General features: G+C 58.2%; 23 protein-coding genes. 15 read left to right on the top strand and 8 right to left on the bottom strand.

All coding sequences use genetic code 11. The features are described 5' to 3' along the window. Positions 1-67 precede the first annotated feature (67 nt). From AC3WTM_RS14785 to ocd, 4 genes are all read right to left on the bottom strand, one after another. A complete protein-coding gene (locus AC3WTM_RS14785; protein WP_256586004.1) occupies positions 68-1,144 on the bottom strand; it encodes a threonine aldolase family protein in 1,077 nt (358 codons plus the stop codon). 109 nt (positions 1,145-1,253) lie between these two features. Further along, positions 1,254-2,069 carry an AraC family transcriptional regulator gene (locus AC3WTM_RS14780; protein WP_102685545.1) on the bottom strand — a complete coding sequence of 272 codons (816 nt, stop codon included), beginning with the start codon at positions 2,067-2,069 and terminating at the stop codon, positions 1,254-1,256. 317 nt (positions 2,070-2,386) lie between these two features. After that, on the bottom strand, positions 2,387-7,219 hold the full coding sequence (locus AC3WTM_RS14775; protein ID WP_102669628.1) for a M10 family metallopeptidase C-terminal domain-containing protein: 4,833 nt from the start codon (positions 7,217-7,219) through the stop codon (positions 2,387-2,389). A 312-nt stretch (positions 7,220-7,531) separates the two neighbouring features. Continuing rightward, the gene (gene ocd, locus AC3WTM_RS14770) at positions 7,532-8,578 is read right to left on the bottom strand and encodes an ornithine cyclodeaminase (protein ID WP_102669629.1); all 1,047 of its coding nucleotides are present in this window, start codon (positions 8,576-8,578) and stop codon (positions 7,532-7,534) included. A 622-nt stretch (positions 8,579-9,200) separates the two neighbouring features. On the opposite strand from ocd, the gene AC3WTM_RS14765 reads away from it, so the two are divergent. The 6 genes from AC3WTM_RS14765 to ctlX all read left to right on the top strand — a co-directional run bounded on the left by AC3WTM_RS14765 (position 9,201) and on the right by ctlX (position 13,913). Then, the gene (locus AC3WTM_RS14765) at positions 9,201-9,980 is read left to right on the top strand and encodes a transporter substrate-binding domain-containing protein (protein WP_102669630.1); all 780 of its coding nucleotides are present in this window, start codon (positions 9,201-9,203) and stop codon (positions 9,978-9,980) included. Between the two features lie 59 nt (positions 9,981-10,039). Further along, positions 10,040-10,765, top strand: a complete 726-nt coding sequence (locus AC3WTM_RS14760; protein WP_102669631.1) for an ABC transporter permease — start codon at positions 10,040-10,042, stop codon at positions 10,763-10,765. Continuing rightward, positions 10,762-11,472 carry an ABC transporter permease gene (locus AC3WTM_RS14755; protein ID WP_102669632.1) on the top strand — a complete coding sequence of 237 codons (711 nt, stop codon included), beginning with the start codon at positions 10,762-10,764 and terminating at the stop codon, positions 11,470-11,472. Before AC3WTM_RS14760 ends, AC3WTM_RS14755 begins: the two co-directional genes overlap by 4 nt. A gap of 56 nt (positions 11,473-11,528) precedes the next feature. Continuing rightward, the gene (locus AC3WTM_RS14750) at positions 11,529-12,290 is read left to right on the top strand and encodes an ABC transporter ATP-binding protein (protein WP_007986657.1); all 762 of its coding nucleotides are present in this window, start codon (positions 11,529-11,531) and stop codon (positions 12,288-12,290) included. Between the two features lie 12 nt (positions 12,291-12,302). Then, positions 12,303-12,782, top strand: a complete 480-nt coding sequence (locus AC3WTM_RS14745) for an Lrp/AsnC family transcriptional regulator (protein WP_007974731.1) — start codon at positions 12,303-12,305, stop codon at positions 12,780-12,782. Positions 12,783-12,956: 174 nt separating this feature from the next. Further along, on the top strand, positions 12,957-13,913 hold the full coding sequence (gene ctlX, locus AC3WTM_RS14740) for a citrulline utilization hydrolase CtlX (RefSeq protein ID WP_102669633.1): 957 nt from the start codon (positions 12,957-12,959) through the stop codon (positions 13,911-13,913). Positions 13,914-14,028: 115 nt separating this feature from the next. Here ctlX and AC3WTM_RS14735 read toward each other — a convergent pair whose 3' ends face one another. After that, positions 14,029-15,018 (bottom strand): LysR family transcriptional regulator, encoded by a 990-nt coding sequence (locus AC3WTM_RS14735; protein ID WP_173677905.1) that lies wholly within the window; start codon positions 15,016-15,018, stop codon positions 14,029-14,031. 85 nt (positions 15,019-15,103) lie between these two features. Here AC3WTM_RS14735 and AC3WTM_RS14730 point away from each other — a divergent pair, with 85 nt between their 5' ends. From AC3WTM_RS14730 to AC3WTM_RS14710, 5 genes are all read left to right on the top strand, one after another. Beyond that, positions 15,104-16,273: a M20 aminoacylase family protein gene (locus AC3WTM_RS14730; protein ID WP_102669635.1), complete on the top strand. Its 1,170-nt coding sequence runs from the start codon at positions 15,104-15,106 to the stop codon at positions 16,271-16,273. A gap of 73 nt (positions 16,274-16,346) precedes the next feature. Beyond that, positions 16,347-17,126, top strand: a complete 780-nt coding sequence (locus tag AC3WTM_RS14725; protein WP_371918575.1) for an ABC transporter substrate-binding protein — start codon at positions 16,347-16,349, stop codon at positions 17,124-17,126. A gap of 92 nt (positions 17,127-17,218) precedes the next feature. Beyond that, on the top strand, positions 17,219-17,908 hold the full coding sequence (locus AC3WTM_RS14720; RefSeq protein ID WP_102669637.1) for an ABC transporter permease: 690 nt from the start codon (positions 17,219-17,221) through the stop codon (positions 17,906-17,908). Beyond that, a complete protein-coding gene (locus tag AC3WTM_RS14715; protein ID WP_090455213.1) occupies positions 17,905-18,618 on the top strand; it encodes an ABC transporter permease in 714 nt (237 codons plus the stop codon). The genes AC3WTM_RS14720 and AC3WTM_RS14715 overlap by 4 nt, the downstream gene beginning before the upstream one ends. 30 nt (positions 18,619-18,648) lie before the next feature. Next, positions 18,649-19,416, top strand: a complete 768-nt coding sequence (locus tag AC3WTM_RS14710) for an ABC transporter ATP-binding protein (protein ID WP_102669638.1) — start codon at positions 18,649-18,651, stop codon at positions 19,414-19,416. A gap of 83 nt (positions 19,417-19,499) precedes the next feature. Here AC3WTM_RS14710 and gfa read toward each other — a convergent pair whose 3' ends face one another. Together gfa and AC3WTM_RS14700 are read right to left on the bottom strand one after the other, a co-directional pair. Then, positions 19,500-20,078: an S-(hydroxymethyl)glutathione synthase gene (gfa, locus tag AC3WTM_RS14705; protein WP_102669639.1), complete on the bottom strand. Its 579-nt coding sequence runs from the start codon at positions 20,076-20,078 to the stop codon at positions 19,500-19,502. A 341-nt stretch (positions 20,079-20,419) separates the two neighbouring features. After that, complete coding sequence (locus AC3WTM_RS14700) at positions 20,420-21,331, bottom strand: LysR family transcriptional regulator (protein WP_102669640.1); 912 nt, start codon at positions 21,329-21,331, stop codon at positions 20,420-20,422. A 109-nt stretch (positions 21,332-21,440) separates the two neighbouring features. On the opposite strand from AC3WTM_RS14700, the gene AC3WTM_RS14695 reads away from it, so the two are divergent. The 4 genes from AC3WTM_RS14695 to AC3WTM_RS14680 all read left to right on the top strand — a co-directional run bounded on the left by AC3WTM_RS14695 (position 21,441) and on the right by AC3WTM_RS14680 (position 25,108). Then, entirely contained in the window at positions 21,441-22,280 is an 840-nt protein-coding gene (locus AC3WTM_RS14695; RefSeq protein ID WP_090454904.1) for a HalD/BesD family halogenase, read from the top strand. Positions 22,281-22,434: 154 nt separating this feature from the next. Next, complete coding sequence (locus AC3WTM_RS14690) at positions 22,435-23,403, top strand: ABC transporter substrate-binding protein (protein ID WP_102669641.1); 969 nt, start codon at positions 22,435-22,437, stop codon at positions 23,401-23,403. A 109-nt stretch (positions 23,404-23,512) separates the two neighbouring features. Beyond that, positions 23,513-24,631 carry an S-(hydroxymethyl)glutathione dehydrogenase/class III alcohol dehydrogenase gene (locus AC3WTM_RS14685; RefSeq protein WP_102669642.1) on the top strand — a complete coding sequence of 373 codons (1,119 nt, stop codon included), beginning with the start codon at positions 23,513-23,515 and terminating at the stop codon, positions 24,629-24,631. Positions 24,632-24,724: 93 nt separating this feature from the next. Continuing rightward, positions 24,725-25,108: a VOC family protein gene (locus AC3WTM_RS14680; protein WP_102669643.1), complete on the top strand. Its 384-nt coding sequence runs from the start codon at positions 24,725-24,727 to the stop codon at positions 25,106-25,108. A 170-nt stretch (positions 25,109-25,278) separates the two neighbouring features. Here the strand turns inward: AC3WTM_RS14680 and AC3WTM_RS14675 are convergent, their stop codons facing one another. Next, a complete protein-coding gene (locus tag AC3WTM_RS14675) occupies positions 25,279-26,694 on the bottom strand; it encodes an amino acid permease (RefSeq protein WP_102669644.1) in 1,416 nt (471 codons plus the stop codon). Positions 26,695-26,731: the final 37 nt, after the last annotated feature.

Genomic DNA, 26,731 nt, shown 5'->3' with positions numbered 1-26,731 from the left:
AAGCCGAGCGCTGTAGTGGCGGCTGCTCATTGAAACCAGAGCGAGCACAGCCGCCACCCGCCATCGACTATCGTTCTTGTGTGCGGTCAGCAGCTAGCCTTACCTGGTTCAACAGGTGATCGACATCCTCGGCGGTGGTCGCGAACGAGGTGACAAAGCGAACGACATTCGGTCCCCAGCGATCATGGTAGAACCCGAAACCGGCCTTCAGCAGCGCATCGATCATTGCCGAGTCCAGCCGGCAGAACAGGATATTCGCCTCGGTGCCGCCGAGCACCTCGACACCAGCCAGGCCATCAAGCCCTTGCGCCAGGCGCTGGGCGGCAGCGTTGGCCTTGCGTGCATTGCGCAGCCAGAGATCGTCGTTCAGGTACGCATCGATCTGCGCCGACAGAAAACGCATCTTGGAAGAGAGATGGCCTGCACGCTTGCGGCGGTAACTCATCTCGGTGGCGTGGGAGGTGTTGAACAGGACGATCGCTTCCGCCGCCAGCACGCCGTTCTTGGTGGCACCGAACGACAGGGCATCCACGCCGGCCTTCCACGTCATCTCGGCCGGGGAGCAGCCAAGCGACACCAGGGCGTTGGCAAAGCGCGATCCATCCATATGCAATCCCAGGGAAGAGGACTTGCAGACGTCACCAATGGCTGCGATTTCATCCAGGGTGTAGATGCTGCCGACTTCAGTGGCCTGAGTGATGCTGACGCAGGCGGGCTGGGTCGTGTGTACGTCGCCGACTTTTTCGCGAGTCCGCTCGCGCAATCGGACGATATCCAGCTTGGCCGCCGGGCCGTCGACGGTCATCAGCTTCGCGCCGTTGGAAAAGAACTCGGGCGCGCCGCATTCATCGTTGTTGATATGGCTGGCCGGGTGGCAGTAGATGTTGCCCCAGGGTGGTGTCATCGCACTCAGGCACAGGGCGTTGGCGGCGGTGCCGGTGGGCACGAGAAAGACCTCCACGTCGCGCTCGAAAATCTCGCAGAACTTGCGCTTGACCTGTGTCGTCAACTCGTCGGTGCCATAGGGACCCGCCTGGCCCGAACTGTGGTTGACGAGGGCTTGTGCCACCTCCGGCGATGCACCGGCGATGTTGTCACTTGAAAAACCCAGCGCGGGCGGTCTGCTTGTTTCACCGTTCATCATCCAGTTCTCGGCTGCGCAGGCGAAGGTGTTTCGCCCGGATTGGCGCATCCTATGGAGGGGGACGGTTGTTGCGCTTGTAAAAAATTGACGCTCGCCGATGGTCGACGGCCTAAGTCCTGTAGCGCGATGGCGCGACGCCGAATGCTTGCCGAAAGGCGCGGTTGAAATGGCTTTGATCGTAGAAGCCGACGGCGTGGGCGACATCGATGATCGGTTGCGCGCTGCCAGACAGCAGGCCACACGCCCGTTCGAGACGCAGGCGAAGCAGCCATGCGTGGGGCGTCATGCCGATGGTCCGCTTGAACTGCTTGAGAAACGGGAAACGCCCCAGCCCACATAGTCCGGCGAGATCATCGAGGGTGATTCGCTCATCGATGTGGCTGAAACAATAGTCCCTGACGCGAGACCATTGCAGGGGTGATAGCGAGCCGGTAATCGTTTCGGGCTTGATCGCCCGTGACTGGCTCAACAGGTGTTCAAGGAGGGTGAACCATTGCGTCTGCACCGCGAGGCTGCCGGGGCCAATGGCTTGCTGCATTGCATCGTGCAACCCGCGCAGCTTGCCGGCAAGCCCCGTGTCTTCGAGCAACACACCGGTCAATTCAAGCTCTTTCGGTTGACCGCTGATCTCCTCGGCCAGGCTCGCGACCAGCGCCTGGGATAGACGGAATGTCTTGAGCGTATAAGCGCCGCCGCCCTCGGATACACCGTCGTGTATTTCACCCGGCGGCATCAGGGCAACACTTCCCGGCCCCAAAAGAAACGACTCGCCTTTCGCACGATGACGCTGAATGCCTTCGGTGACAAAACCAATGTGGAAATCGAGGTGGTAATGGCGATCGAAGCCGACATCCGCAAAACGTGCGGACCCCAGCACCAGGCCTGGTACTTCGGACACGTGATGGTACTTGGCTTGCTCAGTCATGAAACCCGTTCAACAATCGGCGAGGAGGGCGAGAGGCTCAAAGTTTAAGTGCGCAAGAGGTATAGATCCATGGGTTGCCAGCAATTGGCCTGCGCATGTGCATCACACCCACCCCAGGCGCATACAGTGCTTATGCGCCGTAGCGCACGCAACTCAGCCTGTGAAATGGTCGCAGCAGGGAAGCCGGTGGGTACGACAGCTTGATCGATGCGCAGCAGTCCGCCGGCACTTGCGCATCTGATCGTTTACGCCTGAAGGTTCAGTATCACCCTCGTCTGATCGGCATCAGGGCGAACCCGCTCCTGCAGGGAGTGGGCTTAACCCAAGGCTGTGAAATCGCTGCTGTTCAGTTCCTGAACACCCACCAGTTGGATTTCGAACTCGGGGGTAGCGTCGGCGTTGACACTGCCCTGGAGAATGCCATTGGCAAAGCGCAGTTGACCGGTGGCGTCAGCAGGGTCGAAGGCATTGCTGCCGATGAAGGTGAAGGCGTCGACGGTTGCGGTCAGCGGGTTGGCGTCCAGGCCGGTGAAATCCAGAAGATCGCCCTCGGCGCTCTTGAAACCGTTGACCACATCGCGCAAAGCCCCGACGCCCATGTCCGACAGCGCACTGAACGCGAAGGTATCCGCGCCAGTGCCTCCGATGAGGTTATCGGTGCCTGTACCGCCGATCAGCCGGTCGTCGCCCGAACCGCCCACCAACGAATCGTTGCCGGCACCACCGTTCAGAACGTTCGCGGCGTTGTTGCCCGAGAGACTGTCGGCGTAGGCGCTTCCCGTCAGGTTTTCGCAGAATTTCAAGGTGTCGAGCCCGGAACCCGTGGTGTTTTGTTGCGCCGACGTCGAAAGGTTTACGGTAACGCCGGACAGGGCGCGCTCAAAAGACACCGTGTCATTGCCATCGCGTCCGTCCAGCACGTTGTTGCCGGTTCCGGCGAACAGCGTGTTGTCCAACGCGTTGCCCGTGCCATTGGCGGCGCCAGTGCTATCGACATACAGATGTTCAACGTTATTGCTGAGGGTAAAGGCCGCCAGGCTGCTGTGCACGCTGTCGACTCCTCCAGGCGCCGCATTGCTGTTGGTCTCGATCACGGTGTCATTGGCGTTGTCGACATAATAGGTGTCGTTGCCATCGCCGCCGCTCATGCTGTCGGCCCCTGCGGCACCGTCGAGCACGTTATTGGCGGCATTACCGGTAAGGAAGTTGTGCCACTCATTGCCGGTACCGTTGATGTCCGACACGCCGGTGAGCACCAGGTTCTCGAGATTGGCACCCAGGGTCCAACTGAGCGAGGTCTGCACCGTATCGATCTGCGAGGTCGAGGCGCTGGTCTCCACCACGCGGTCGAACGCGTTGTCGACCACATAGATATCGTTGCCATTGCCACCGGTCATGGTGTCGGCGCCCAGGTCGCCATCCAGTGTGTCGTTGCCCGAACTGCCTACCAGGGTATCCGCCTGGTCGGTACCGGAAATCATGTTCCGGGCGTTGTCGAAAATGTCCTGCACGCTGTTGTTGTCGTTGGGGTTGCCCTGATAGCCAAGGTCACCGGCAATGTAGTCGGCCAAACGCTGACCGACGATCTCCGCCGACTCCTCGTGCAGGTGCCAGACGTCGTCGGGATACGTCAGCGGATCGACTTCGTGGCGCAAGGGGAGGTCGGTGTAGTCCACCGCTAGCTTGACGTCGGCCCGCTCGGCGGCGATGGCTTCCTGGGCGGCGCGGACATAGCCAGCCCCCTCGACGATGGAGGCAATCTTCTCTTGCGAATAACCACGGGCACGCGCCGCGTCCTGCTCGTAGTGACCGGTTTCCAACATGTAAACGTTGAAGTTGCCCAACTGGGCATGCAGGTAATCAAACACCTTCAGGGTCGCGTCCTTGTACGCCGCTGATGCTGCAGCTTTGTCCGTGGCTCGGGCGATCTCCAGGGCAGCTTCCTCGCCCTGGCCCCAAATGATGCCCATGGTGACGTTATTGATCGATTGCAGCTCTGTGAGTTGGTCGCGCAGCAGCGTCTCGGCGCGCAACAGCGCAGCCCCGGGTTGGTTGGTGTCGGTCAGCCACCAGCACAACTCGAGTTCCGCGGCGCTGAGCGTCGACAGGCCGGTGACCGTGCTGCCGCCCACCGCGATGTCGATGCCGTTGCCATCGGCATCGGTGAACTGGCTGCGCACGTCATAGGGGGTGTAGCGGTTCAGGTCGTTGACCAGCATCGAGGTGCCGGACTGATTGTCGTCCTCCGTCATGCGCAACAGGCGCGCATTGGATTGGCCGAGGGTGGGTAGATAGAGGATGTCCTGCCGGGTGCTCTCGCCGAACACGAAGTCGCTGGCGGTCAGGGTGTTGAGGTAGTTGCCGATGAGCGCGATTTCAAAACGGTTGCCATCGGCATCCGCTTCCGCGGACTTGATGTAGGTCTTGTCGCCGGCCGCGTTAAGGGTGATGTACAACGTGCCATTGCTGCCATCGCCGAGGCCGAAATAGCCCAGGCCCGAAACATCGATCTTGTCGACGCCGACGGTGAAGTCATAAATCGTGTCGGTGGCCGTAACACCGCCGGTGTCGTAGTCACGGTAGCTGTCGAGCACGTTGGTGTAGCGAAAGGTGTCGGCACCATCGCCGCCGTACAGTGAGTCGCGTCCGGCGCCGCCGTCGACAATGTCCGCGCCGGTGCCGGCCTTGATCGTGTCGTTGCCACCGAGGCCGAGGATCAGGTCGGGACCCGCCGTGCCGTTGAGGGTTTCGGCATTGTTGGTGCCGGTGACGGTGTTGGCGGGCGCATCGGCCACTACCAGGACGAAGCTATCGCTGACCGATGCACCGGCCGGGTCAGTGGCCTTGACCAGCAGGTTGTAATTGCCGGACGCGGTGCTGGTCGGCGTGCCGGTGAAGGTCAAGTTGGTGTCGTTGAAGCTCAGCCACGCGGGCAGGGCGCTGCCGTCGGCCAGGGTGGCGGTGTAACTCAGGCTGTCATTGTCCGGATCGGTGAAGCTGGTGGCCGGCACCACGTAGCTGAACAGGGTGTTTTCGGTGGCGTTCTGATCCAGCAGCGGCGTGGTCAGCACCGGCGCCTGGTTGGTCGGTGACGATGTGGCGAAGACGAAGTTGGCGCTGGTCAGCTTGTCGAGGTAGTTGCCGTCCAGTGCCACCTCGAAGCGGTTGCCATTGGCGTCGGCAGTCAGGGACTTGATGTAAGTCTTGGTGCCGGCACTGTTGAGCACCACGTACACGGTGTTGTTCTTGCCATCCCCCAGGCCGGTGAAACCCATGGCCGAGAGGTCGATCTTGTCGGTGGTGAAATCGAAATCGGTGATCAGATCGCCAAAGTTGACACCGCCGGTGTTGTAGTTGCGGTAACTGTCCAGGCGATTGGAAAACACGAACGTGTCTGCCCCGGCACCGCCGGTGAGGGTGTCCATGCCGGCACCGCCGTCGAGCTTGTCGTCGCCCGCGCCGCCACTGAGGCTGTCGTTGCCCGCCAGGCCGAGGACGGTGTCGGCCGAATCGCTGCCCAACAGCGAGTCGCTGCCGCTGGTGCCGGTGATTACCCGATTAAAGATGAAGTTATTGGCCGTCAGGGTGCTGGCGAGGTTGCCCGAGAGGATCAACTCGAAACGATTGCCGCTGGCGTCTGCATCGTAGTCCTTGATGTAGGTGCGGTCGTTGCTGGCGCTGTAGCTGACCTGCAGGGTGCCGTCACGGCCATTGCCTATGCCTGTGAAGCCGAGGCCGGCGAGGTCGATCTTGTCCTGGGTGACGTCGAAGTCGGTGATGGTGTCATCAAAGCTTGTGGTTGCGTTGCGGTAGCTGTCGGACTGAGCGGCGAAACGGAACGTATCGGCGCCGGTACCGCCGGTAAGTTTGTCGATGCCTGCACCACCCACCAGAATGTCGCCACCGGCCCCGCCATTGATGGTGTCGTTGCCGGCAACGCCGTAGAAAATCTCGCTGGCGGCGCTGCCCAGCAAGGTGTCATTGCCAGCTGTGCCTTGCACGGTGGTCATCGGCACCGTGGCGCTGACGTAGCTGCCGTCGCCATAGACCAGCGTGGCACCGTTGCTGGTGTGACTGATGGTGTTGCCAATAATGGCGTTACGATCAGTGCCGTCTTCATTGCGCTCTGCAACGCCATAGGTCGACAGGTCGCTGCCGGTGATGAGGTTGCCCTGGATGGTGTTATCGCTGCCGTTGAAGTACCTGCCGGACACGCCCAGGGTGTCGTCGTAGGACTGGATGATGATCTCCGGTACGGGGCTGCCCAGGGAATTGTTGTTGAGCGTGTTGTCGATGATCTCGACGTGGTTGCTGCCGTAGATGCGGATCCCGGCGCTGGCGTTGTCGTGAATGTCGACGCTGCTGACGATCACCTCGCTGGACAGTTTGATCAGCACCCCTTCGGCGCCGTTGCCGTACACCTCGCCACCGGTGATGGTGATGTTGCTGGGGGAGGGGATGTCCTCGCTGCCGCGCTGCACGACGATGCCAGTGCCGCCGTTGTTGTAGGCAACGTTATTGGTGAGCGTGAAGTCGTGGGTGCTGGTAACGATGTTGAAACCGTGCCGGTCGTTGTCGTAGGCAACGTTGTTTTCGAAGGTGCTGTCGCTGAGAAAGTCGGCAACGAAACCGTCCAGGCCGTTGCCGTGGGACACGCTGTTCCTGATGACCATGTTCACGGTCTGCTCGTGGGGGTCGAAACCGTACCCGGAGCAATCCTTGATCTCGACGCTGTCGAGGGTGACGTTGGAGTCGTAGCCCGTTTCACCTGGAATGTAGCCGTTGAACCAACCGTCGATCTTGCCCGTGGTGTTGTCACGGTTGCCGTCGATGGTGAGGTTGCTGACACCGAAGTCGTGGGTTTGCTCGCCATAGGCGGAGCGGATGACTCCGGTAATCTTGGTGTCGGAGCCGTCAGCCACCTTGACGGTGGTTGCGCCCATGCCGTCGCCGTACAAGTAGACATTGCTCTTGAGCATCAGGCAGCCGTCGGAGGGTTCCTCACCTCCCGAAACGATGTAAGTTCCGGTCGGCATGTACACCTGCCCCCCGCCTGCAGCGGCCGCCGCATCAATTGCATTTTGTATCGCCGCCGTATCGTCGGTGACGCCATCTCCTTTGGCGCCAAAATTTTGTACATTGAAAATCATGAGTTTATCTCCGTATCAGGCGAAAACCTTGGTAGATGCCAACATTCAATCGACAGCTACCGTTCTATGACCCAACGGAGCGAAAAAGTTGTGACCGCGTATCGGGGAAGCGTCAAAAAACAGATAAAGCTGATTAACGGTTATGAGAAGTTTCGGAGAAATAACGGTTTGTTGACGATCACTCAGGTGGCGAGTCCGCAGTGAACCGGGTGGCTCGCGCAGCGGATGGCGCTGTAAAAACACTAAAAATCGGGGATCCGCCTGGCAGCCGAGGGGGGCCGCCAGGTAAACGCTTTGAAGTGTCGAGTGCAGTTAAGCGCGAAGCCTTACATCGTCAGTTGCTGAAGGCTGCAGCAACGAGAACAGGTTCTTGGGATCTTGCAGCTCTGGTACCAGCTGAATGTCGCTGCCAATGTTGAGCGTTCTTGCTACATCCAGCACATAGCGCAAGGCGGAGTAGTCCTCGATGGCGAAACCGACCGAGTCGAACAAGGTGACTTCCTCGGCATGCTGGCGACCTTGGGTCTGACCATTGATGACTTTCCAGAACTCGATAACCGGTGAGTCGGCGGGCATCTGCTGAATTTCGCCTTCAATGCGGCTTTGTGGTTCGTACTCAACCATGACTCGCGCACGCTCGACGATGTCCCGGTGCAGTTCGGTCTTGCCGGGGCAGTCGCCGCCCACTGCATTGAGGTGCATCCCGGGCTCGATCATCTCAGGCGTCAAAATCGTTGCGTAGGCCTTGTCAGCCGTGACCGTGGTCACTATATCGGCGCCACGTACCGCTTCTGCGACAGTTTTTGCAACGCTCACCTGTATGGCGGGGTAGGCCCGCAGGTTGGCTACCAGCTTCGCCGTCGCGGCAGGATCAATGTCGTAGAGGCTGATTTCAGTAATGCCAAGCAGTGTATGAAATGCCAGGGCCTGGAATTCGCTCTGTGAACCGTTGCCGATAAGTGCCATTCGGCGACTGTCCGGTCGGGCGAGGTAGCGGGCGGCGAGTGCAGAAGTGGCCGCGGTGCGAATGGCGGTAGTCAGCGTCATTTCACTCAGTAAAACAGGCTTGCCGGTATCGACGTCTCCCAGTGCACCAAACGCCATGACCGTCAGCATGCCATTGTGCGTGTTCTTCGGATGCCCGTTGACATACTTGAAGGCATAGAGCGAGGCATCAGACACAGGCATAAGCTCAATGACGCCCTCGGGTGAGTGGTTCGCCAGGCGCGCGCACTTTTCGAAATCCGGCCAGCGTACGTAGTCTTGACGGATGTACTCGGCCATTTCGATCAGGCAACGAGGCAAGCCTTTTTCCTGGACGAGACGGCTCAGATCATTGACGTCAATGTAACGGGTCATATTGGGTTCCTTTGGGCGTTTTATTGTGTGCCGGTCTGGACTGCCTTTCGCTTTGGTGGCTGAGACTCAGGAGGCGGTCCATGTGTTTGCAACGGACTTATTGTCGAGGCAATGAAGAGAAGATTTCGGCCAATACTGACCCTGGACACAGCGAGAGAAGTCGAAAAACACAGAGCGCACAGCGGAATCGGCTGGGTGACCGTGACCACTCGCATCTCGCTCGCACGGCTCAAGCGCGATGTGCTTTACGAAGCATCGTCATGCAGGTAATGAAGGCCTCAAAGACAAGCACATGTCTTGTGCCGCTCCCTTTTATGTGGGGACACAGTGGGCGACAGAATCGGCTGTGAAAGCCCTTCGTTCAGCACAGGCACGCTGTTTGAACGTGGGGTTACGACACCAGCACCCTCCCGGCAATTGGCATTCTGACGGTCCATTTCAAGCGTTTGTTGATCGCTGTCTGAGATGGAGTGCAACTCCGACGACTGGCACCTTCCAGTCGAAAACAACAACAAAAACGGCTGCGGTGAAGACCGCATCGACTCTCTGCCCCTGTCAATAACGTGCGGACCGACGCAAGCGCCGGATCGCTATAAATCCAAATAATCCGGGACTCTAGAACATGAACATCAAATGGCTGACTTTGCCGGCACTCGCGTTGCTTTGCTGCACCACGGGCGCCAGTGCCAAGGAATGGAAGGAGCTGCGATTTGGCGTCAACCCAAGCTACCCACCCTTTGAATCCACCACGGCCGATGGCGGGGTTCAGGGCTTCGGCGTGGACCTGGGCAATGCGATATGTGCCGAGCTGAAGCTGACCTGCGTGTGGGTCAGCAATGATTTCGACGGGCTGATTCCGGGGCTCAAGGCCGGTAAGTTCGATGCCATCGAATCTTCGATGACCGTTACCGACGCGCGCAAAAAACAGATCGACTTTACCGATCGCCTGTACGCAGGTCCGACCGCCATCGTCACCCGCAAAGACTCCGGACTGCTGCCTACCGCCGAATCGCTGCGTGGAAAAACCATCGGTTACATGCAGGGCACGATTCAGGAAACCTACGCCAAGGCCAAACTGGGGCCAGGCGGGGTGAAGCTGCGGGCCTATCAGAATCAGGATCAGGTCTATGCCGACCTGGTATTTGGCCGTCTCGACGCGTCGATCCAGGACAAGCTGCAAGCACAGATGAGTTTCCTGATCTCGCCACAAGGGGCGGACTTCCACAACAGTGAAGGCATCAGCGACCCGTTGGTGCCGTCGGAAATCGCCATTGGTGTGCGCAAGGACAACGAAGAACTCAAAGGCATGCTCAACGCCGCCATCAAGGCCCTGCACGACAAGGGCATCTACGCGCAGATCCAGCAGAAACACTTCGGTGATCTGGACCTCTACAACAACTGATCCTCGTGCCCCAGTCGTTGTATCGCAGCAACCGGGGCGCATCAAGACAGGTGACTGGCGTGAACTCCTTCCTGAATATTCTGGGGCTCGATCTTTCGGCCCTGCAAGGCTATGGCCCTTTGTTGCTGCACGGCACCTGGGTCACCCTCAAATTGTCGGCACTCGCGCTTTTGGTGAGCATGGCGCTGGGGCTGCTCGGCGCGGCGGCCAAACTGTCGCCGCTGAAGCTGTTGAATCTCCCGGCGACCTTTTACACGACACTGATCCGTGGCGTGCCCGACCTGGTGTTGATGCTGCTGATTTTCTACAGCTTGCAAGGCTGGCTCAGCGCCCTGACCGAGGCCATGGGCTGGCCCTACATGGAAATCGACCCATTCGTGGCCGGCATCATCACCCTTGGTTTTATCTATGGGGCGTATTTCACCGAGACCTTTCGCGGGGCGATTCTGAGTGTGCCGCGCGGTCAACAGGAAGCCGCGGCGTGCTTTGGCCTGAGCCGTTGGCAGCGCTTTCGTTTCGTGGTGTTCCCGCAAATGATGCGTTTTGCCTTGCCGAGTCTTGGCAACAACTGGCTGGTGCTGCTCAAGGCCACGGCGCTGGTATCGATCATCGGTTTGTCGGACCTGGTCAAAGTCGCGCAGGAGGCCGGCAAAAGCACGTTCAATATGCTTGATTTCCTGCTGCTGGCCGCCGCGCTTTACCTGCTGATCACCAGTGCTTCGAACTACGTTTTGCGTGTGCTGGAACGGCGCTACAACCAAGGTGTACGGGGGATGGCGCGATGATCGAGTTGATTGCCGAATACTGGAAACCCTTTCTGTTCAGCGACGGTGAGACCCTCACCGGGTTGGCGATGACCCTGTGGCTGCTGGTGGCGAGTATTGCCATGGGTTTTTGCCTGTCATTGCCCCTGGCGATCTTGCGCGTCTCGCGCTGGGGCGTCTTGCGTTGGCCGGTTCAGCTGTTCACCTACATCTTTCGCGGCACGCCGTTGTATATCCAGTTGCTGATTTGCTACAGCGGGATCTACGGCATTGCGGTGGTTCGTTCGCAGCCATTGCTCGAAGCGTTTTTCCGCGACGCCATGAATTGCACCTTGCTGGCGTTCACGCTCAACACCTGTGCCTACACCGTGGAAATTTTCGCCGGCGCGATCCGCAGCATTCCCTACGGTGAAATCGAAGCGGCTCATGCCTATGGCCTGAGTGGCTGGCGCCTGTATCTGCAACTGATCCTGCCCTCGGCGCTGCGCCGCGCGCTGCCGTACTACAGCAACGAAGTGATCCTGATGTTGCACGCGACTTCGGTGGCGTTCACCGCAACCATCCCGGACATCCTGAAAATCGCCCGGGATGCCAACGCCGCGACTTTCATGACGTTTCAGGCTTTCGGTATCGCGGGCCTGCTGTACCTCGTGCTGTCGTTCGGGCTGGTCGGTGCGTTCCGCCTGGCTGAGAAACGCTGGCTGAGCTTTCTGGGCCCGGCCCACTGACTTCCATTCTTTATCCAGAGTGGCGCCGATAAGTGTGCCGCTTCAGGAGTATTCGCATGTACAAACTCACCGTTGAAAATCTGTATAAACGTTTTGGTGACAACGAAGTACTCAAGGGCGTCTCGTTAAACGCGAGGGCAGGGGACGTCGTGAGCATGATCGGCGCCAGCGGATCGGGCAAAAGCACCATGCTGCGCTGCATCAACTTTCTGGAACGGGCGGACGAAGGCGCCATTGCTCTGGATGGCGAGCGAGTCCTCACCCGTCAGGGCGTTGGCGGCATGCGTGTTGCCAATCCGAAGCAGTTGCAGCGTTTGCGCACGCGACTGGCGATGGTCTTCCAGCATTTCAACCTGTGGAGCCACCTGACCGTACTGGAGAACATCGTGCTGGCGCCGTGTCGAGTCCTGGGCATGAGTCGCAAGGCCGCCGAAGAGAGCGCTCGGGCCTATCTGGACAAAGTCGGCCTGCCGCAACGGGTGGCCGATCAGTACCCGGCGTTTCTGTCCGGCGGGCAGCAACAGCGGGTGGCGATTGCCCGGGCCCTGGCGGTGGAACCCGAAATCCTGTTGTTCGACGAGCCCACCTCGGCGCTCGACCCAGAACTGGTCGGTGAAGTCCTGAAGGTGATTCAGGCGCTGGCGGAAGAAGGCCGGACCATGTTGATGGTGACCCACGAAATGGGCTTTGCCCGGCAGGTCTCCAGCCAGGTGTTGTTCCTGCATCAGGGGCGTGTGGAGGAGCAGGGGGATGCTACGATACTCGACCGGCCAAACAGTGAACGTTTGCAGCAATTTCTATCGGGTCGTTTGAAGTGAGGCAAGGCGTACATGGCGGATATCCGCGATCTGTCGATCGTGCTTGATCGTATCGATCAGGCAATCATTGAAGTGTTGCGCCACGAAGGGCGCATCACCTATCAAAAGCTGTCCGAGCGCGTACACCTGACCCCCAGGCCGTGCCTGGAGCGGGTGCGCAAGCTGGAACAGCTTGGGGTCATTCGCGGTTATGGAGCGATTCTCGACGAGAAGAAACTGACGCCGGGATTGTCATTGCTCGTGTTGGTGGCGTTGTCGAACCAGAGCGGACGCGCGGCGCAAAAGGCCTTCGAGGCCAAAGTCCGCGCCTGCCCGCAGGTGCTGGAATGTCGTCTGATCAGCGGTGCGTTCGACTACAGCCTGCGCATGCGCTGCCGTGATATGGAACATTACCGGGTGTTGACCGAAGTCTGGTTTGACGACCCGGATTTGCACATCGACAAACTGGTCAGCCACCCGGAACTGGCGATGGTCAAGACCACGATGGAGTAAGCATCAAACGGATAAAAACCGTGGGAGCGGGCTTGCTTTGTGTTGTTCACCGAATCGGCTGAAGGGGTCAGAATCTTCAGCCGTTTTCATCAGCGCAACAGCTGTTATCAACCGGGTTTTTCCCACCTCGAAACAGACAATGAGCCTCTCTCGACCCTCATTGAGTCTGTGCCCATGCAAACCACCAATACGGTTTTAATGATTCGCCCGACACGTTTCTCCTTCAATCAGGACACGGCGGCGAACAACCGCTTCCAGCGTCCGGCAACCGTTGCTGAAGACGTTCAACTCAAGGCCCTTGCCGAGTTCGATGGCTATGTCGCCGCGTTGCGTCGGCACGGCGTTGAAGTCCTGGTGCATAACGATCGGGAAGCGCCCCATACCCCGGACTCGATCTTCCCCAACAACTGGTGGAGCAGCCACCCGGATGGCACTCTGGTGCTGTATCCGATGCAGGGCCACAACCGGCGACTGGAGCGGGACAAAGGTGTACTCGACGGGCTGCTGGGCGAATACCGGGTCGAGCAGTTGCTAGACCTGTCCAGCCTCGAAGAGCAGGAGGTTTTCCTGGAGGGCACCGGCAGCATGGTCCTGGATCGGCAACAGCGGATTTGCTACGCCGGGTATTCCACACGCACCCACACCCAGGCCCTGGATCAGTTGGTCACCCATTTGGGCTATGAACTCTGTGCGTTCAACGCGGTGGATCGCCAGGGCGTGGCGATTTATCACACCAATGTGATGATGAGTGTTGGCACCCGCCTGGCGGTGGCTTGCCTGGCGTCCTTGCCCCATTCGGGTGAACGTACGGCGCTGCGTGAACGGCTCGAAACCAGCGGCAAACAGGTCATCGCCTTGAACTGGGAGCAGTTGGAGTCCTTTGCCGGCAACATGCTGGAAGTGCACAGCGCAGCGGGCGAGCCGCTGCTGGTGATGTCGCGCACAGCCTGGCAATCACTGGACGCCAATCAGCGTCGCTTGATCGAAGCTCACACTACGCCGTTGCCGGTGAACATCGACACCATCGAGCGTATCGGTGGCGGCAGCGCGCGCTGCATGCTGGCCGAGGTGTTCCTGCCCAGGCAGGGTGGCAGCGCTTGCCTTGCAACCATCGGCGGCTTGGATCGCTGACCGAAAAAGATCGCAGCTGGCGGCAGCCCCTGTATGTCCGCATTCATCTCCTTTGTAGAGATGAGCACGGCAAAAACAGCTGCCGCCGGCTGCGGTTTCGCAGCCGAGGCGCTAATCAAACCAGCAACCGCAGCGTTTCAAACAGTTGCCGATCTTCCTTCTTCGCCGAACGTGCATGGCGCCGAATCACCTGCAACAGGCAATCGGTGAAGCACAGCGCAGGGTTGCTCAGCGCTCCATTGCGGCGTGTCACGATGCTCAGATGTCTGGGCTCGAACTGCTCGGCCAGGTCCAGGGACACCACTCGACCGAGGAAGGGTGGGGCAATACTGACGATGGACGGCCCCCAGGTGCACATGTCGGCCTGCTCGACCATCATCTGCAGAATCGCCAGTGAGTGGGCGCGAACGATACGGTTTTCATTGATTTGTGCGCCATGTTGCCAGAACAGCTCCTGCATCAGCCCGTCGTGTCCGTCGGGTGCGTAGTTCAGCGTCCAGTTTTCCTCCAGCAGTTCATGGATCGATCGAGCGCTCTGCCGGGCATGGCCCTGGCGCACCAACACCGAGGTCTGGTAATCGAGCAGCGTTTCGCAGGCGAACTCCTGCGTTGATTGCGCAGGGTGAAGTTGGCCGATCGCAAAATCCATGCTGCCGTCGCGCAATAGCGGCTGGGCCACGGCCATCAGGCTTTCGAACAACTCCAGGCGGATTTGCGGCATGCGCTCACGAAAGGCCAGGACCACTTCAGGCAGGAAGGTCAGGGCTATCCAGGGCGTGATCCCTACACAGAGCCGTCCCTGAGCCTTGCCGCGCATGTGATCGAGTTCGGTTTGCGCATGTTCGAGTTGCTTGATCACGAGGCGGGCGTGTGTCAGCAATACCTTTCCGTATTCGGTGAAATTCAGCCCGCTGGGCGTTCGGGTGAACAGCGGTAACTGCTGAGCGGTTTCCAATTCTCGCAGCGCTTTGGTCACGGCCGCCTGGGAAATCTCCAGCGAACGCGCCGCCGCCCGGATACTGCCGGTTTCAGCGCTGGCAATCAGTGCTTGTAGTTGATGCAGTTTCATCTGCTCACCTTGGTGACAACTTATGGTTGTCATCATAACCAAACTGGGCCTCCCCAGCCCAGACTCCGTTCCCTAAGATCCTGCTCAGCGACCGCTCAGGTCATTTCGAGGGAATACAATAATGAACACCGGCCATGTCTTGCCTGGTATTGCAGCGATGCAGGATGAAATGATCGCGTTGCGTCACAGCCTTCACGCACATCCCGAACTGGGTTTTGAAGAGTTCGCTACCAGCGAGCGGGTGGCCGCATGTTTGAGCCAGTGGGGTTTCCAGGTCAGCACCGGTGTCGGCAAGACAGGCGTCGTCGGCACCTTGAAAAATGGTGAGGGCCGGTCCATCGGTCTGCGCGCCGACATGGACGCACTGCCGATTCAGGAGACCACCGGTTTACCCTACGCCAGCCGGATCGACGGCGTCATGCATGCTTGCGGCCATGACGGTCATACGGCCACCCTGTTGACGGCCGCCAGGCACCTGGCGCAGACCCGGGCGTTCAAGGGTACTTTGCAACTGATTTTCCAACCGGCCGAAGAAGGGCTGGGCGGCGCCAGGAAAATGCTGGAAGAAGGCCTGCTCGAACGGTTCCCCTGTGACGCGATCTTCGCCATGCATAACGTGCCGGGCTACCCCGCCGGGCACCTGGGTTTTTACAGCGGACCGTTCATGGCGTCTGCCGACACCGTGACGATCAACATCATCGGTAACGGCGGCCATGGGGCGGTGCCGCACAAAGCGGTCGATCCGGTGGTGGTTTGCTCGTCGATCGTCATTGCATTGCAAAGCATCGTCTCGCGCAACGTCAACCCGCAGGACGTGGCGATCATCACGGTGGGTTCCATTCATGCTGGAAGTGCCTCGAATGTCATCCCGTCCAGCGCACAGATGAGCCTGAGCGTTCGCGCATTGACCCCCGAGATTCGCCAGTTGCTCGAAGTCAGAATCACCGAGTTGGTCAACGGTCAGGCCGCCAGTTTCGGTGCCCGGGCCGAAATCGATTATCAGCATTGTCATTCCGTGTTGATCAACCATCCCGAGTCCACCGCATTCGCCCGGGAGGTCGCACGGGAGTGGCTGGGGGAAGGGCAACTGATCGATAACCTGCGGCCCTTTACTGCCAGTGAAGACTTCGCCTTCATCCTGGAGAAATGCCCCGGCAGCTATCTGGTGATCGGCAACGGCGACGGGGAGAGCGGGTGCCTGCTGCACAACCCCGGTTATGACTTCAATGATGCCTGCCTGCCGATCGGGGCGAGTTACTGGGTCAAGCTGGTCGAACGTTTTCTGAGTTGAGACGCCGTATTGCCGAGCGTCAGTCTGTACAAAGAACGTCTGCGGTCTGAAGAGGAAAATAACAATGAACAAGATGATTGCTGCTGTTTCACTGGTTTGCTTGACGGCATCCGGTCTGGTTGGCGCGGCCGACTGGTCTGGCAAAGTTTTGAAGCTGGGGGTCGACCCTACGTACCCGCCGCTGGAATACAAAAATCAGGACGGCACCCTGACCGGCTTCGGGGTCGACATCGCCGAAGCACTGTGCGCAGAACTGAAAGCCCGTTGTGTCTGGGTTGAAAGCAGCTGGGACGGGATGATCCCGGCACTGCTGGCGCGCAAGTTCGACGCAGTGGCGTCGTCGATGACCGTGACGCCCAAGCGTCTTGAGCAGATTGCGTTTACCGACAAGGTCTCCAATGCGCCGGCACGGCTGGTGGTCAAGCGTGGGTCGGGTCTATTGCCGACCTTTGAATCGCTCAAGGGCAAACGCATTGGTGTGGAGCAGGGCTCGACCCAGGAAGCGTATGCCAAAGCCGTCTGGGGGAAGAAAGGAGTGGAGGTGTTGTCCTATCAGAATCAGGACCAGGTGTACGCCGACCTGGTGGTGGGCCGACTTGATGCCTCGTTGCAGGGTGCTATTCAAGCCAGTTACGGCTTCCTGGGCACAGTGCCGGGCAAGGATTTTGAGTTTGCCGGCGCGACCCTGGATGACCCGCGCTTTTTCGGCGTCGGTGATGGCATCGGCTTGCGCAAGAGCGATGTCGAGTTGCGCGACGACTTGAACAAGGCACTGGCGACCATTCTGGCCAACGGCACTTACGCGCGAATCAACAAAAAGTACTTCGATTTCGACGTCTACGGCGCGAAATAACGCCCCCTCACAACGTTGGGCAGGGTGGTCGACCAGACCGCTCTGTTTGAGCCACCCCTTCACCTCAACCTAATAAGAACAAGGAGAGTGAAATGCTTCTGGAAGGCTTTGGCCCGCAAATCCTGCTGGGCACTCTGGCCACAATCAAACTGGCGCTGTGGTCATTGTTGATCGCGGTCCTGGCGGGCCTGGTTGGCGCCAGTTCCAAATTGTCCTCCAACCGTTTACTGCGGGCTCTGGCCACGGGTTACACCACGGTGATCCGCAGCATGCCGGACCTTGTGATCATGTTGCTGCTGTTCTTCAGTCTGCAGATGCTGCTCAACCGAATGACCGATTGGCTGGGGTTCAGTCAGATCGACATCGACCCGTTTCTGGCCGGTGTCGTGACCTTGTCCTTCATTTACGGGGCGTACTTTACCGAGACGTTTCGCGGTGCCTTCCAGGCCGTTCCGGCTGGCCAGCTGGAAGCGGCACGGGCCTACGGCATGAGCCGGGGGAAAACCTTTCGCAAGGTGTTGTTCCCGCAAATGCTGCGACATGCCTTGCCGGGTATAGGCAATAACTGGCAGGTGTTGATCAAGTCCACGGCGCTGGTCTCGATTATCGGCCTGACCGACGTGGTCAAGGCCACCCAGGATGCGGGCAAGGGTTCGATGCAGTTCTTTTATTTCACGCTGGTGGGCGGCCTGATCTACTTGGCTATCACCACGGTGTCCAACGGGGTGTTGCTGTGGCTTGAACACCGTTATTCGGTGGGTGTCAGGAAGGTTGCGCCATGACCAGCATTTTCGAAGACTACTGGCAGGCCTACCTGTGGAGTGATGGACCGCATTTTTCCGGGTTGGCAGTGACCTTGTGGCTGTTGATTCTGTCGGTGGTGATCGGCTTCCTGCTCGCGGTGCCGTTGTCGATTGCCCGCGTCAGCCGCAATCCGCTGCTCCGTTTACCGGTCTGGTGTTACACCTATGTGTTTCGCGGAACCCCGTTGTACATCCAGCTGCTGTTCTTCTACACCGGGGTGTACAGCCTGCACGTGGTTCGGTCCCAGGACTTTCTCAATGCATTTTTCCGCGACGGCTTCAACTGCACGGTGCTTGCGTTCGGTCTCAATACCTGTGCCTACATGACCGAGATTTTTGCCGGCTCGATCAGGGCGACACCCTACGGCGAAATCGAGGCTGCCCGCGCCTATGGGATGAGTCGGTTTACGCTCTATCGCCGAATTGTCTTACCGTCGGCGTTGCGCCGGGCACTGCCGTTTTTCAGCAATGAAGTGATTCTGATGTTGCACTCAACCTCGGTGGCGTTTACCGCCACGGTGCCCGATTTATTGAAAATTGCCCGCGACGTGAACTCGGCGACCTACGCCTCGTTCAGCGCATTCGGCATTGCCGGGGTGCTGTATGCCGTCAGCGCATTTTTCCTGATCTGGCTGTTTCGGCGCGGTGAACTGCGTTGGCTGGCCTACCTTAATCCTCGCACGCACTGAACCACACCCTGAATCATCGGACTTGCACGCATGTATAAATTGATCGTTGAAGATGTCCATAAAAACTACGGCAGCCACGAAGTGCTCAAGGGTGTTTCGCTCAAGGCCAGAGCGGGTGATGTGATCAGCATCATCGGCTCTTCCGGGTCCGGGAAAAGTACCTTTCTGCGCTGTATCAACCATCTGGAACAACCGTCGGCGGGGCGGATCATCATCAATTCGCAGGAGCTACTGACCCGCAAGAACAAAAGTGGCGACTTGTGTGCGGTCGATCCCCGGCAGTTGCAGGTTGTGCGCAGCCAGTTATCGATGGTGTTTCAGCACTTCAATCTGTGGAGCCACATGACGGTGTTGGAAAACCTCATTGAGTGCCCGATGAGTGTGCTGGGCATCAGTCGACGGGAAGCCCTGGAGCGTGCGCGCCATTACCTCGCCAAGGTAGGTCTGCCAGCCAAGGTTGAAAGCCAGTATCCGGTCCATCTTTCCGGCGGCCAGCAGCAGCGCGTTGCTATCGCCCGCGCGCTGGCCATGGAACCCCAGGTGATGCTGTTCGATGAGCCGACTTCCGCGCTGGATCCCGAACTGGTGGGGGAGGTGCTCAAAGTCATGCAGCAGCTTGCCGAAGAGGGCCGGACAATGGTGGTGGTCACCCATGAAATGGCGTTTGCCAGGCAGGTATCGAACCACGTGATGTTCCTGCATCAGGGCCGGATGGAGGAGCAGGGGGCGCCGAGCACTGTGCTGGAACAGCCCCGTAGCGAGCGGTTGAAACAGTTTTTGTCGGGTAGTCTGAAGTAACCTGTCGCGCCCAGTGTGCGGGAAGTGGTTTTTCGGGGATGTCGGGGCCGCGGTCCGACGAAGAAACCGCGGCGGCCGATCAATCAGGCTGCGGGGAGCAGGCCTTTCTGTTTGGCGACATGAGTCGCCAGTGCATCCATCAAGTCCGGGGACAGGCAGTCATAGGGCTCCAGGCCGATCGAGCGCAGGCGCTCACGGATGGCCTTCATTTGTGCTGGCGGTGTGCCAGTTTCGATGATGGAAGACACGAACGCTGCAAAGCTCGGCGCAGCCCATCCACTTTGGGGAGAGAGCTCGGTGTGGACAAAATCCAGACCATAAAACGCATGGTCTTTGTTCTCGATGCGCCCGAAGAGATGGGCGTGGCACTGCTTGCAGGCGTGCCGCTGAATGGTGGCGGTTTCGTCGACAATTGCCAGTTTTTCACCGTGGGCAGTGATGCTGACCTTATCCCGAGGTACTACGGCAATGACAGCGAATATCGCGTTTTGCGGTTTCCAGCATTTGCTGCAGCCGCATGCGTGGTTATGCAGGGTTTGCGCGTCGATCTTGACCTCGACCTTGTCGGTCGCACACAGGCATTGCAGGGTGCCTCCTGTGAAATTCGCAGCGGCAGGCTGGATACCATTGTCCAGTGCAGGGTGAAGTTTCAAGGTGTTCACGTTGGCTTCTCCGTTTCAGGGTGTCAGACGAAAGTGCCTTGGGCCGTGCACCTCATCGCATCCTGAACCATCTTCGGCAACTGGGTGCGACCCTCGACGCCTTTGGATGTATCGACCCGAAGATCGCCTGGGCCAAGCGACCACGGGGAGAAAGAGTGGCTGTCGCCTCCGGTATCCCAGAGAAAATCATAGTTCAAAGACACCCTGAAAACCGGGTAGCAAGCGGTTTCTTATTGCTCGCGGATTCCCACTCTGCGCTGCGGACCTGAACCCACAGCCGATTGCTGCCCGTCGCAAAGGGCTGCCATCGACCAAAACCAGTTTTGCACGCTAACCAGCGATTAGCTGCGCTCAGGTTTTCCTGCATTTTTAATCCAGGTATCAAGCTCCGTAACCATTTTACTGACCTCGCTATCTTCCCGTTCCGAGGGACGAACGATTGCGTTCCAGGCGATATCCAAGCCGTCATTCAGGGCCGCCCATGCAAGCTCCCCGCGCTCAAGACTCGGGGTTACCAAATCCCGTTGCAATATGCTGATTCCGTATCCTGAGCGGACCAGTTCAACGATGGCTTCAATCAACTCCACCGTGATCATGCGGCGCGGCAAGATGCTGGCGGGGGCGAAGAAACGGTCATACTCCCAGCCACTGGCGCGATCGGTCGAATACGTCACCAGGTTGTAAGTCTTGAAGTCTTGCGCATAGATATTTTTCCTTCCCGCAAGGGGATGATCGGTTGCCATGATTGCAATCAAGTCGTCCCGAAAAAGCGGCAACCTGGCGACACCGCTAGGCACCATGCCGTCATCGATAATGGACACATCCAGTCTGCCTTGCATCAGACTCGCGTAAACGTCGTTACGGGGCACGGTCACCAGTGTGATTTCGATGTCCGGCCGAAGACTTGAGTAGTGCTTGATGAATTTTGGAATCCAGCGAAATGGACCGTAGGAGGTGACACCCATACGGACAAACGCTGTGACGCCACCGGCCATGGACCGGGCCTCGGACTCAGCTTCATTGAGTATGGCGATGATGTCTTTGGCGGCCCGCTCCAGGCGCACGCCGGCAGGGCTGAGTCTGAGCTTTCCTCCTGATCTTTCTGTCAGGCTCACACCTAGCCGCCGCTCCGCTTCGCGTATGCGGTGACTGACTGCCGAAGGTGTCAGCCATAAACGTTCGGCCACCGCGGTGATCGAATCGACTTCCGACAAGGTTTGCAACATCACCAAGTGATCCAGCGTCAGTCTCATGGGTATACGACCTGAAAATAATTCACAAAATTGCGTAAAATTATGAGCGTGACTTGTTTTTGGTGCCGATGCAATCTGAATCCAGCAGAGCCAACGGAGACCAACAACAATGACTACCCTGCCTTTCACACCTGCGCTAACCCTGGGCGATCTCGTCGATCTCGAGCGTTACCCAATCACCGATCGCACCAGCCCCGCTTATCTCGCACTGGTCACTCACAGTCAGTCGTTGCTGGCACAAGAGGGCGTTGCGATCTTTCCGGGTTTTGTTCGCAATCCATCGGTTGTCGCGATGGCGCAGCAGACACTTGCACTGCACTCGCGCATGTTTCATTTTCGGGAAAGCCACACGGTTTATTTCAAACCTCAGGACGAAAGCGTTGATCCGGAACACCCGCTACGACGCTTGATGAACACGGCAAAAGACACTGTTGCCTATGCCGATATTCCTGCCGACCATTTGATCCGGCAGATCTATGGATCGGACGAAGTCCTTGCTTTCATCAAAGATGTTTTGGCTCTGGACACGCTCTATCGTCATGCCGATCCATTAGCCGCCCTTAACTTGCAGGGCTTCACGGCAGGGCAGGAGTTGGGGTGGCACTTTGATCGTTCAGACTTCAGCGTCACGCTGTCCCTTCAGGCTGCAAGCGCCGGTGGGGATTTCGAGTATGTGCGGATGCTGCGCAATGAAAGCGACGATTGCTATGACGCGGTCAGGCAATTCCTCGATGACTCGCAAACACAGCAGGTAGAGGTTCTGCCTCAAGTGCCAGGCACCCTGACATTGTTCCGCGGCCGCTATTCATTGCACCGGGTCACGCCGGTGGAAGGGGACAGGTTGAGGCTCAACGCGGTGTTTGCGTACGTGGACCAGCCCGATGTCGAGTTCAGTGCCTATGCGCGTCAGTTGTTCTACGGGCGTACTTCTGTTGATCCATTAGCTTGAGCTTCGCCAATAACAATAAATGCAATTGATTCACGCCTTTGTTTCACGTGTTTGCGCACGCACTTGTCCATGCTAAATCTTATGGACTCGTTTGCTCCTGTGTCGCACACAACAGTTCGCTGCCCCCAATAATAATGATTCGGAGCGTCTGATCATGAAAAACAGGAAGAGTTTGTTGGCCTCTTTGCTCACCCTTGGCTTGCTTGTCGGTAGTGCTTCAAGCCAGGCCTCAGGGTGGTGTGAATCGGGCAAGTCGGTGAAATTTGCCGGGTTGAACTGGGAGAGCGGGATGCTCCTCACCGACATCATGATGATCGTGCTCAAGGATGGTTATGGCTGTGCAACGGATCAATTGGTGGGTAACACCATCATTCTCGAGACCGCACTGGCCAGCAACGACATTCAGGTGTTTGGCGAAGAGTGGATGGAGCGCAGCGAAGTCTGGAAAAAGGCGGCGGCGGCTGGAAAAGTTGTCGGGGTTGGCGCTCCGATTATTGGTGCGACTCAGGGCTGGTATGTGCCGCGTTACGTCGTTGAAGGGGACGCTAAACGTAACCGGCCAGCGCAGGCGCCCGACCTCAGGACAGTCGCTGACCTGAGCAGGTACGCGAGTGTTTTTCACGATGCGGAAGAACCGTCCAAAGGCCGTTTCTACAACTGTCCTGCGGGTTGGATCTGTGAGCAGGACAATACCGAGATGTTGAAAGAGTATGGTCTTGAAAACACCTTCACGAATTTCCGTCCAGGCACTGGCGCCGCATTGGATGCGGCTGTCTTGTCCAGCTATAAGCGCGGTGAACCGGTACTGTTCTACTACTGGTCACCGACGCCGCTGATGGGGCAGATCGATGCGATAAGGCTGGAGGAAAAGACCGGCGTCAACAAAGACGTCATCACCATGGTGGGACTCTCCAAGGCATTTCATGAACAGGCTCCCGAACTGGTCGCAGTACTTGAAAAGGTCAACATCCCCATCGATCTGTTGAATCAGAACCTGGCGAGAATGACCCGGGAGCGCATCGAATCACCGAAGCTGGCCAGAATGTTCCTCAAGGAACACCCGGAAATCTGGCACGCCTGGGTCGATGAAGGCGCAGCAAAAAAGATCGAGGCATCGCTCTAATCGGCCTCAAGGGTAAGGACGCCCGCCCTCTGTAACGCCCCTCTGAACACAATCTCTTGACTGTTTCTACAAAGGAACGGCGCCTCTTTGCGTCCGGGAAATCACGAACATGATCAAATCACGAGCGGCCGTCGCCTTCGCGGCGAACCAGCCTCTGCAAATTGTCGAAGTCGATGTCGCGCCGCCGCAAGCCGGTGAGGTGCTGGTACGCATTGTTGCGACAGGTGTCTGCCATACCGATGCGTTTACGTTATCCGGCGCCGATCCCGAAGGGATCTTCCCCGTTATTCTTGGCCACGAAGGTGGCGGTATCGTCGAAGCGGTTGGCGAGGGGGTAACTTCACTGGCGGTGGGCGACCATGTGATACCGCTCTACACCCCGGAATGTGGCGAGTGCAAATTCTGCACCTCCGGCAAGACCAATCTTTGTCAGAAGATCCGTGCCACTCAAGGCAAGGGTTTGATGCCCGATGGCACCAGCCGATTCTCTTACGAAGGGCAGCCTGTCTTTCACTACATGGGCACCTCGACGTTCTCCGAATACACCGTGCTTCCCGAAATTTCCCTGGCCAAAATCCCCGAGGATGCGCCACTGGAGAAGGTCTGCCTGCTCGGTTGCGGTGTGACCACCGGCATTGGCGCGGTGCTCAACACCGCGAAAGTGGAGGAGGGAGCCAGTGTGGCGATCTTCGGTCTTGGCGGCATCGGCCTGGCAGCTATTATCGGTGCGACCATGGCCAAGGCCGGTCGAATCATCGCGATCGATATCAACCCGGCCAAGTTCGAGATAGCCAGGCAACTGGGGGCCACCGATTTCATCAACCCCAAGGATTACGACAGGCCGATCCAGGACGTAATCATCGAGATGACCGAGGGCGGTGTGGATTATTCCTTCGAATGCATTGGCAACGTCCATCTGATGCGCGCCGCCCTGGAGTGCTGCCACAAGGGCTGGGGTGAGTCGGTGATCATTGGCGTCGCCGCAGCAGGACAGGAAATCAGTACCCGTCCTTTCCAACTGGTGACCGGGCGCATCTGGCGCGGCTCGGCATTTGGCGGTGTGAAAGGACGTAGCGAGCTACCCAACTATGTCGAGAACGCGCAAAAGGGCGACATTCCGCTGGACAGTTTCATTACCCACACCATGGGGTTGGAGGAGATCAACAGAGCCTTCGACCTGATGCACAAAGGCGAAAGCATCCGCACCGTTATCCATTTCGATCGCTGACTCAACAGGTTTGGCGAAACCCGTCAGGGCCAGTCAAAGGCGCGAAAACCTGCAACATCAACCCACCGCTTCTACACCAAAGAGAGCACAAAGATGACCATTTTCACTCATGTGACTGTTGGTACCAACGACCTGCAAAAAGCGCGCAGCTTCTATGACAATGTCCTGGGTACCCTGGGCCAAAAACGCATCGCTGATCTGGACGAGAATGGTTCGATCTGGGGTGAGAGCGCTCCATCCTTCTTCGTGCTGAAACCGGCGAACGGCGCCCCGGCCAGCGTGGGTAACGGTGTCACCATCAGCTTCGAAGCGCCGAATCGTGCCGCCATTGACGCTTTCCACGCCGCGGCGCTGGCCAGTGGCGGCACCGACGAAGGTGCACCGGGTCCGCGAGGCTGGGCACCTGACGCCTATGCGGCTTACGCGCGGGATCTCGATGGGAACAAGCTGGCTGCGTACTGTTTCAAGCCAGCCTAAGCTTCAAGACGAAGCATCATTAGATGCTTCGTCATTAGCCCTTACTCACAACGATTAGTAACTGTAAGGTTGCAACGGTGGCTTGAACAAGCCCGTTTAACCTTGGTGTTCGAACGTTGCTCTTTTACAGCGTTAAGTTGACCACATCCTGAAGATGTATGGCTCGCACTTCAGTTATTTGGTCTGGCCGTAAGGTTAACCAAATTTCTCTTCCCGTGATGAGAGAGTTGGTATGCGATGGCCAGCCAGATAAACCATGCAGGCATTACGCAAAGCGCAAGCCGGGTATCGGGCCGAAGGGCAAGCAACGACAGCACAAAGGCAAGGAAGGCCAAGGAAATCCAAGCCATCGGTAGGCCTCCCGGCATCTTGTAAGCAGATTTCGCATGCAGTTCAGGGCGCTTTTTGCGATAGGCGATATAGGACGCCAGGATGGTCGACCAAGTGAAAATCACCAGAATCGCCGACACGGTAGAGACGATGGTGAACGCTGTCATGACTTCCGGAACGATAAACAGTACCAGTACTCCCACCAACATCAACAGCGTGGTGAATGCCAGGCTCAACAGCGGCACGCTATTACTCGACAGTCGTCGAAAAATCCCCGGCGCGTTGTCCTGACTGGCCAGTCCAAACAGCATGCGACTGGATGAAAATACGCCACTGTTGGCCGAAGAAGCGGCGGATGTCAGTACTACAAAATTGACGATGCCGGCGGCTGCGGGAAAACCTGCCACCAGAAAAAGTTCGACAAAAGGGCTTTTGACGGGCGAAACCTGTTGCCAGGACGTCACGGCAATAATGCAAATCAATGCCAGTACGTAAAACAGGATGATTCTCAGCGGAATCGAGTTGATGGCTTTAGGCAGGGTCTTTTCGGGGGATCGAGTTTCGGCGGCTGCGGTGCCGATCAGCTCGGTGCCGGCAAACGAGAAAATGGCCATCTGAAACCCGGCGAAGAAGCCGAATAGGCCATTAGGGAAGGCTGCCTGTTTATCCAGCACGTGGCTGAGGGAGGCGGTGACGCCATTGGGCGATACAAATGAGCTGGCAATCAGCATCATGCTGACGCCAATCAAAGTGACGACCGCAATGATCTTGATGATCGCGAACCAGAATTCCACCTCACCGAAAAGCCTGACGGTCAGCACGTTTAAGGCGAATAGCGTCAGTAGCATGCCGATGGCCGGAATCCAGGCAGGTACATGGGGGAACCAGTACTGAAAAAATCCGCCGACCACGACTGCATCGCCTACCACTGCGACACTCCAGCTCAGCCAGTACGACCAGCCGAGAAAAAAAGCTGCACGCGGGCCAAGGTAGGCACCGGCAAAATCCGCGAAGCTTTTGAAGTTCAGGTTGGAGAGCAACAGTTCGCCCATGGCGCGCATGACGAAGTAGACGAACAGGCCGATGATCATATAGATGAGAATGATCGATGTGCCGGAGAGGGCGATGATCTTCCCAGAGCCCATGAACAGACCCGTTCCGATGGCTCCTCCCATGGCCATTAACTGAATGTGACGATTGCTGAGGGTGCGCTGCAGCGCAGGCTGTTCAGGCAGCCCGGACGGAGTCGTTTTCATTACAAAACCTCTTAATTTTATGTTTTTGAGTTTTGGC

It is taken from the genome of Pseudomonas sp. EU05-FHT14B02, from assembly GCF_058791055.1.
This window is presented reverse-complemented; position numbering and strand designations above follow the sequence as displayed.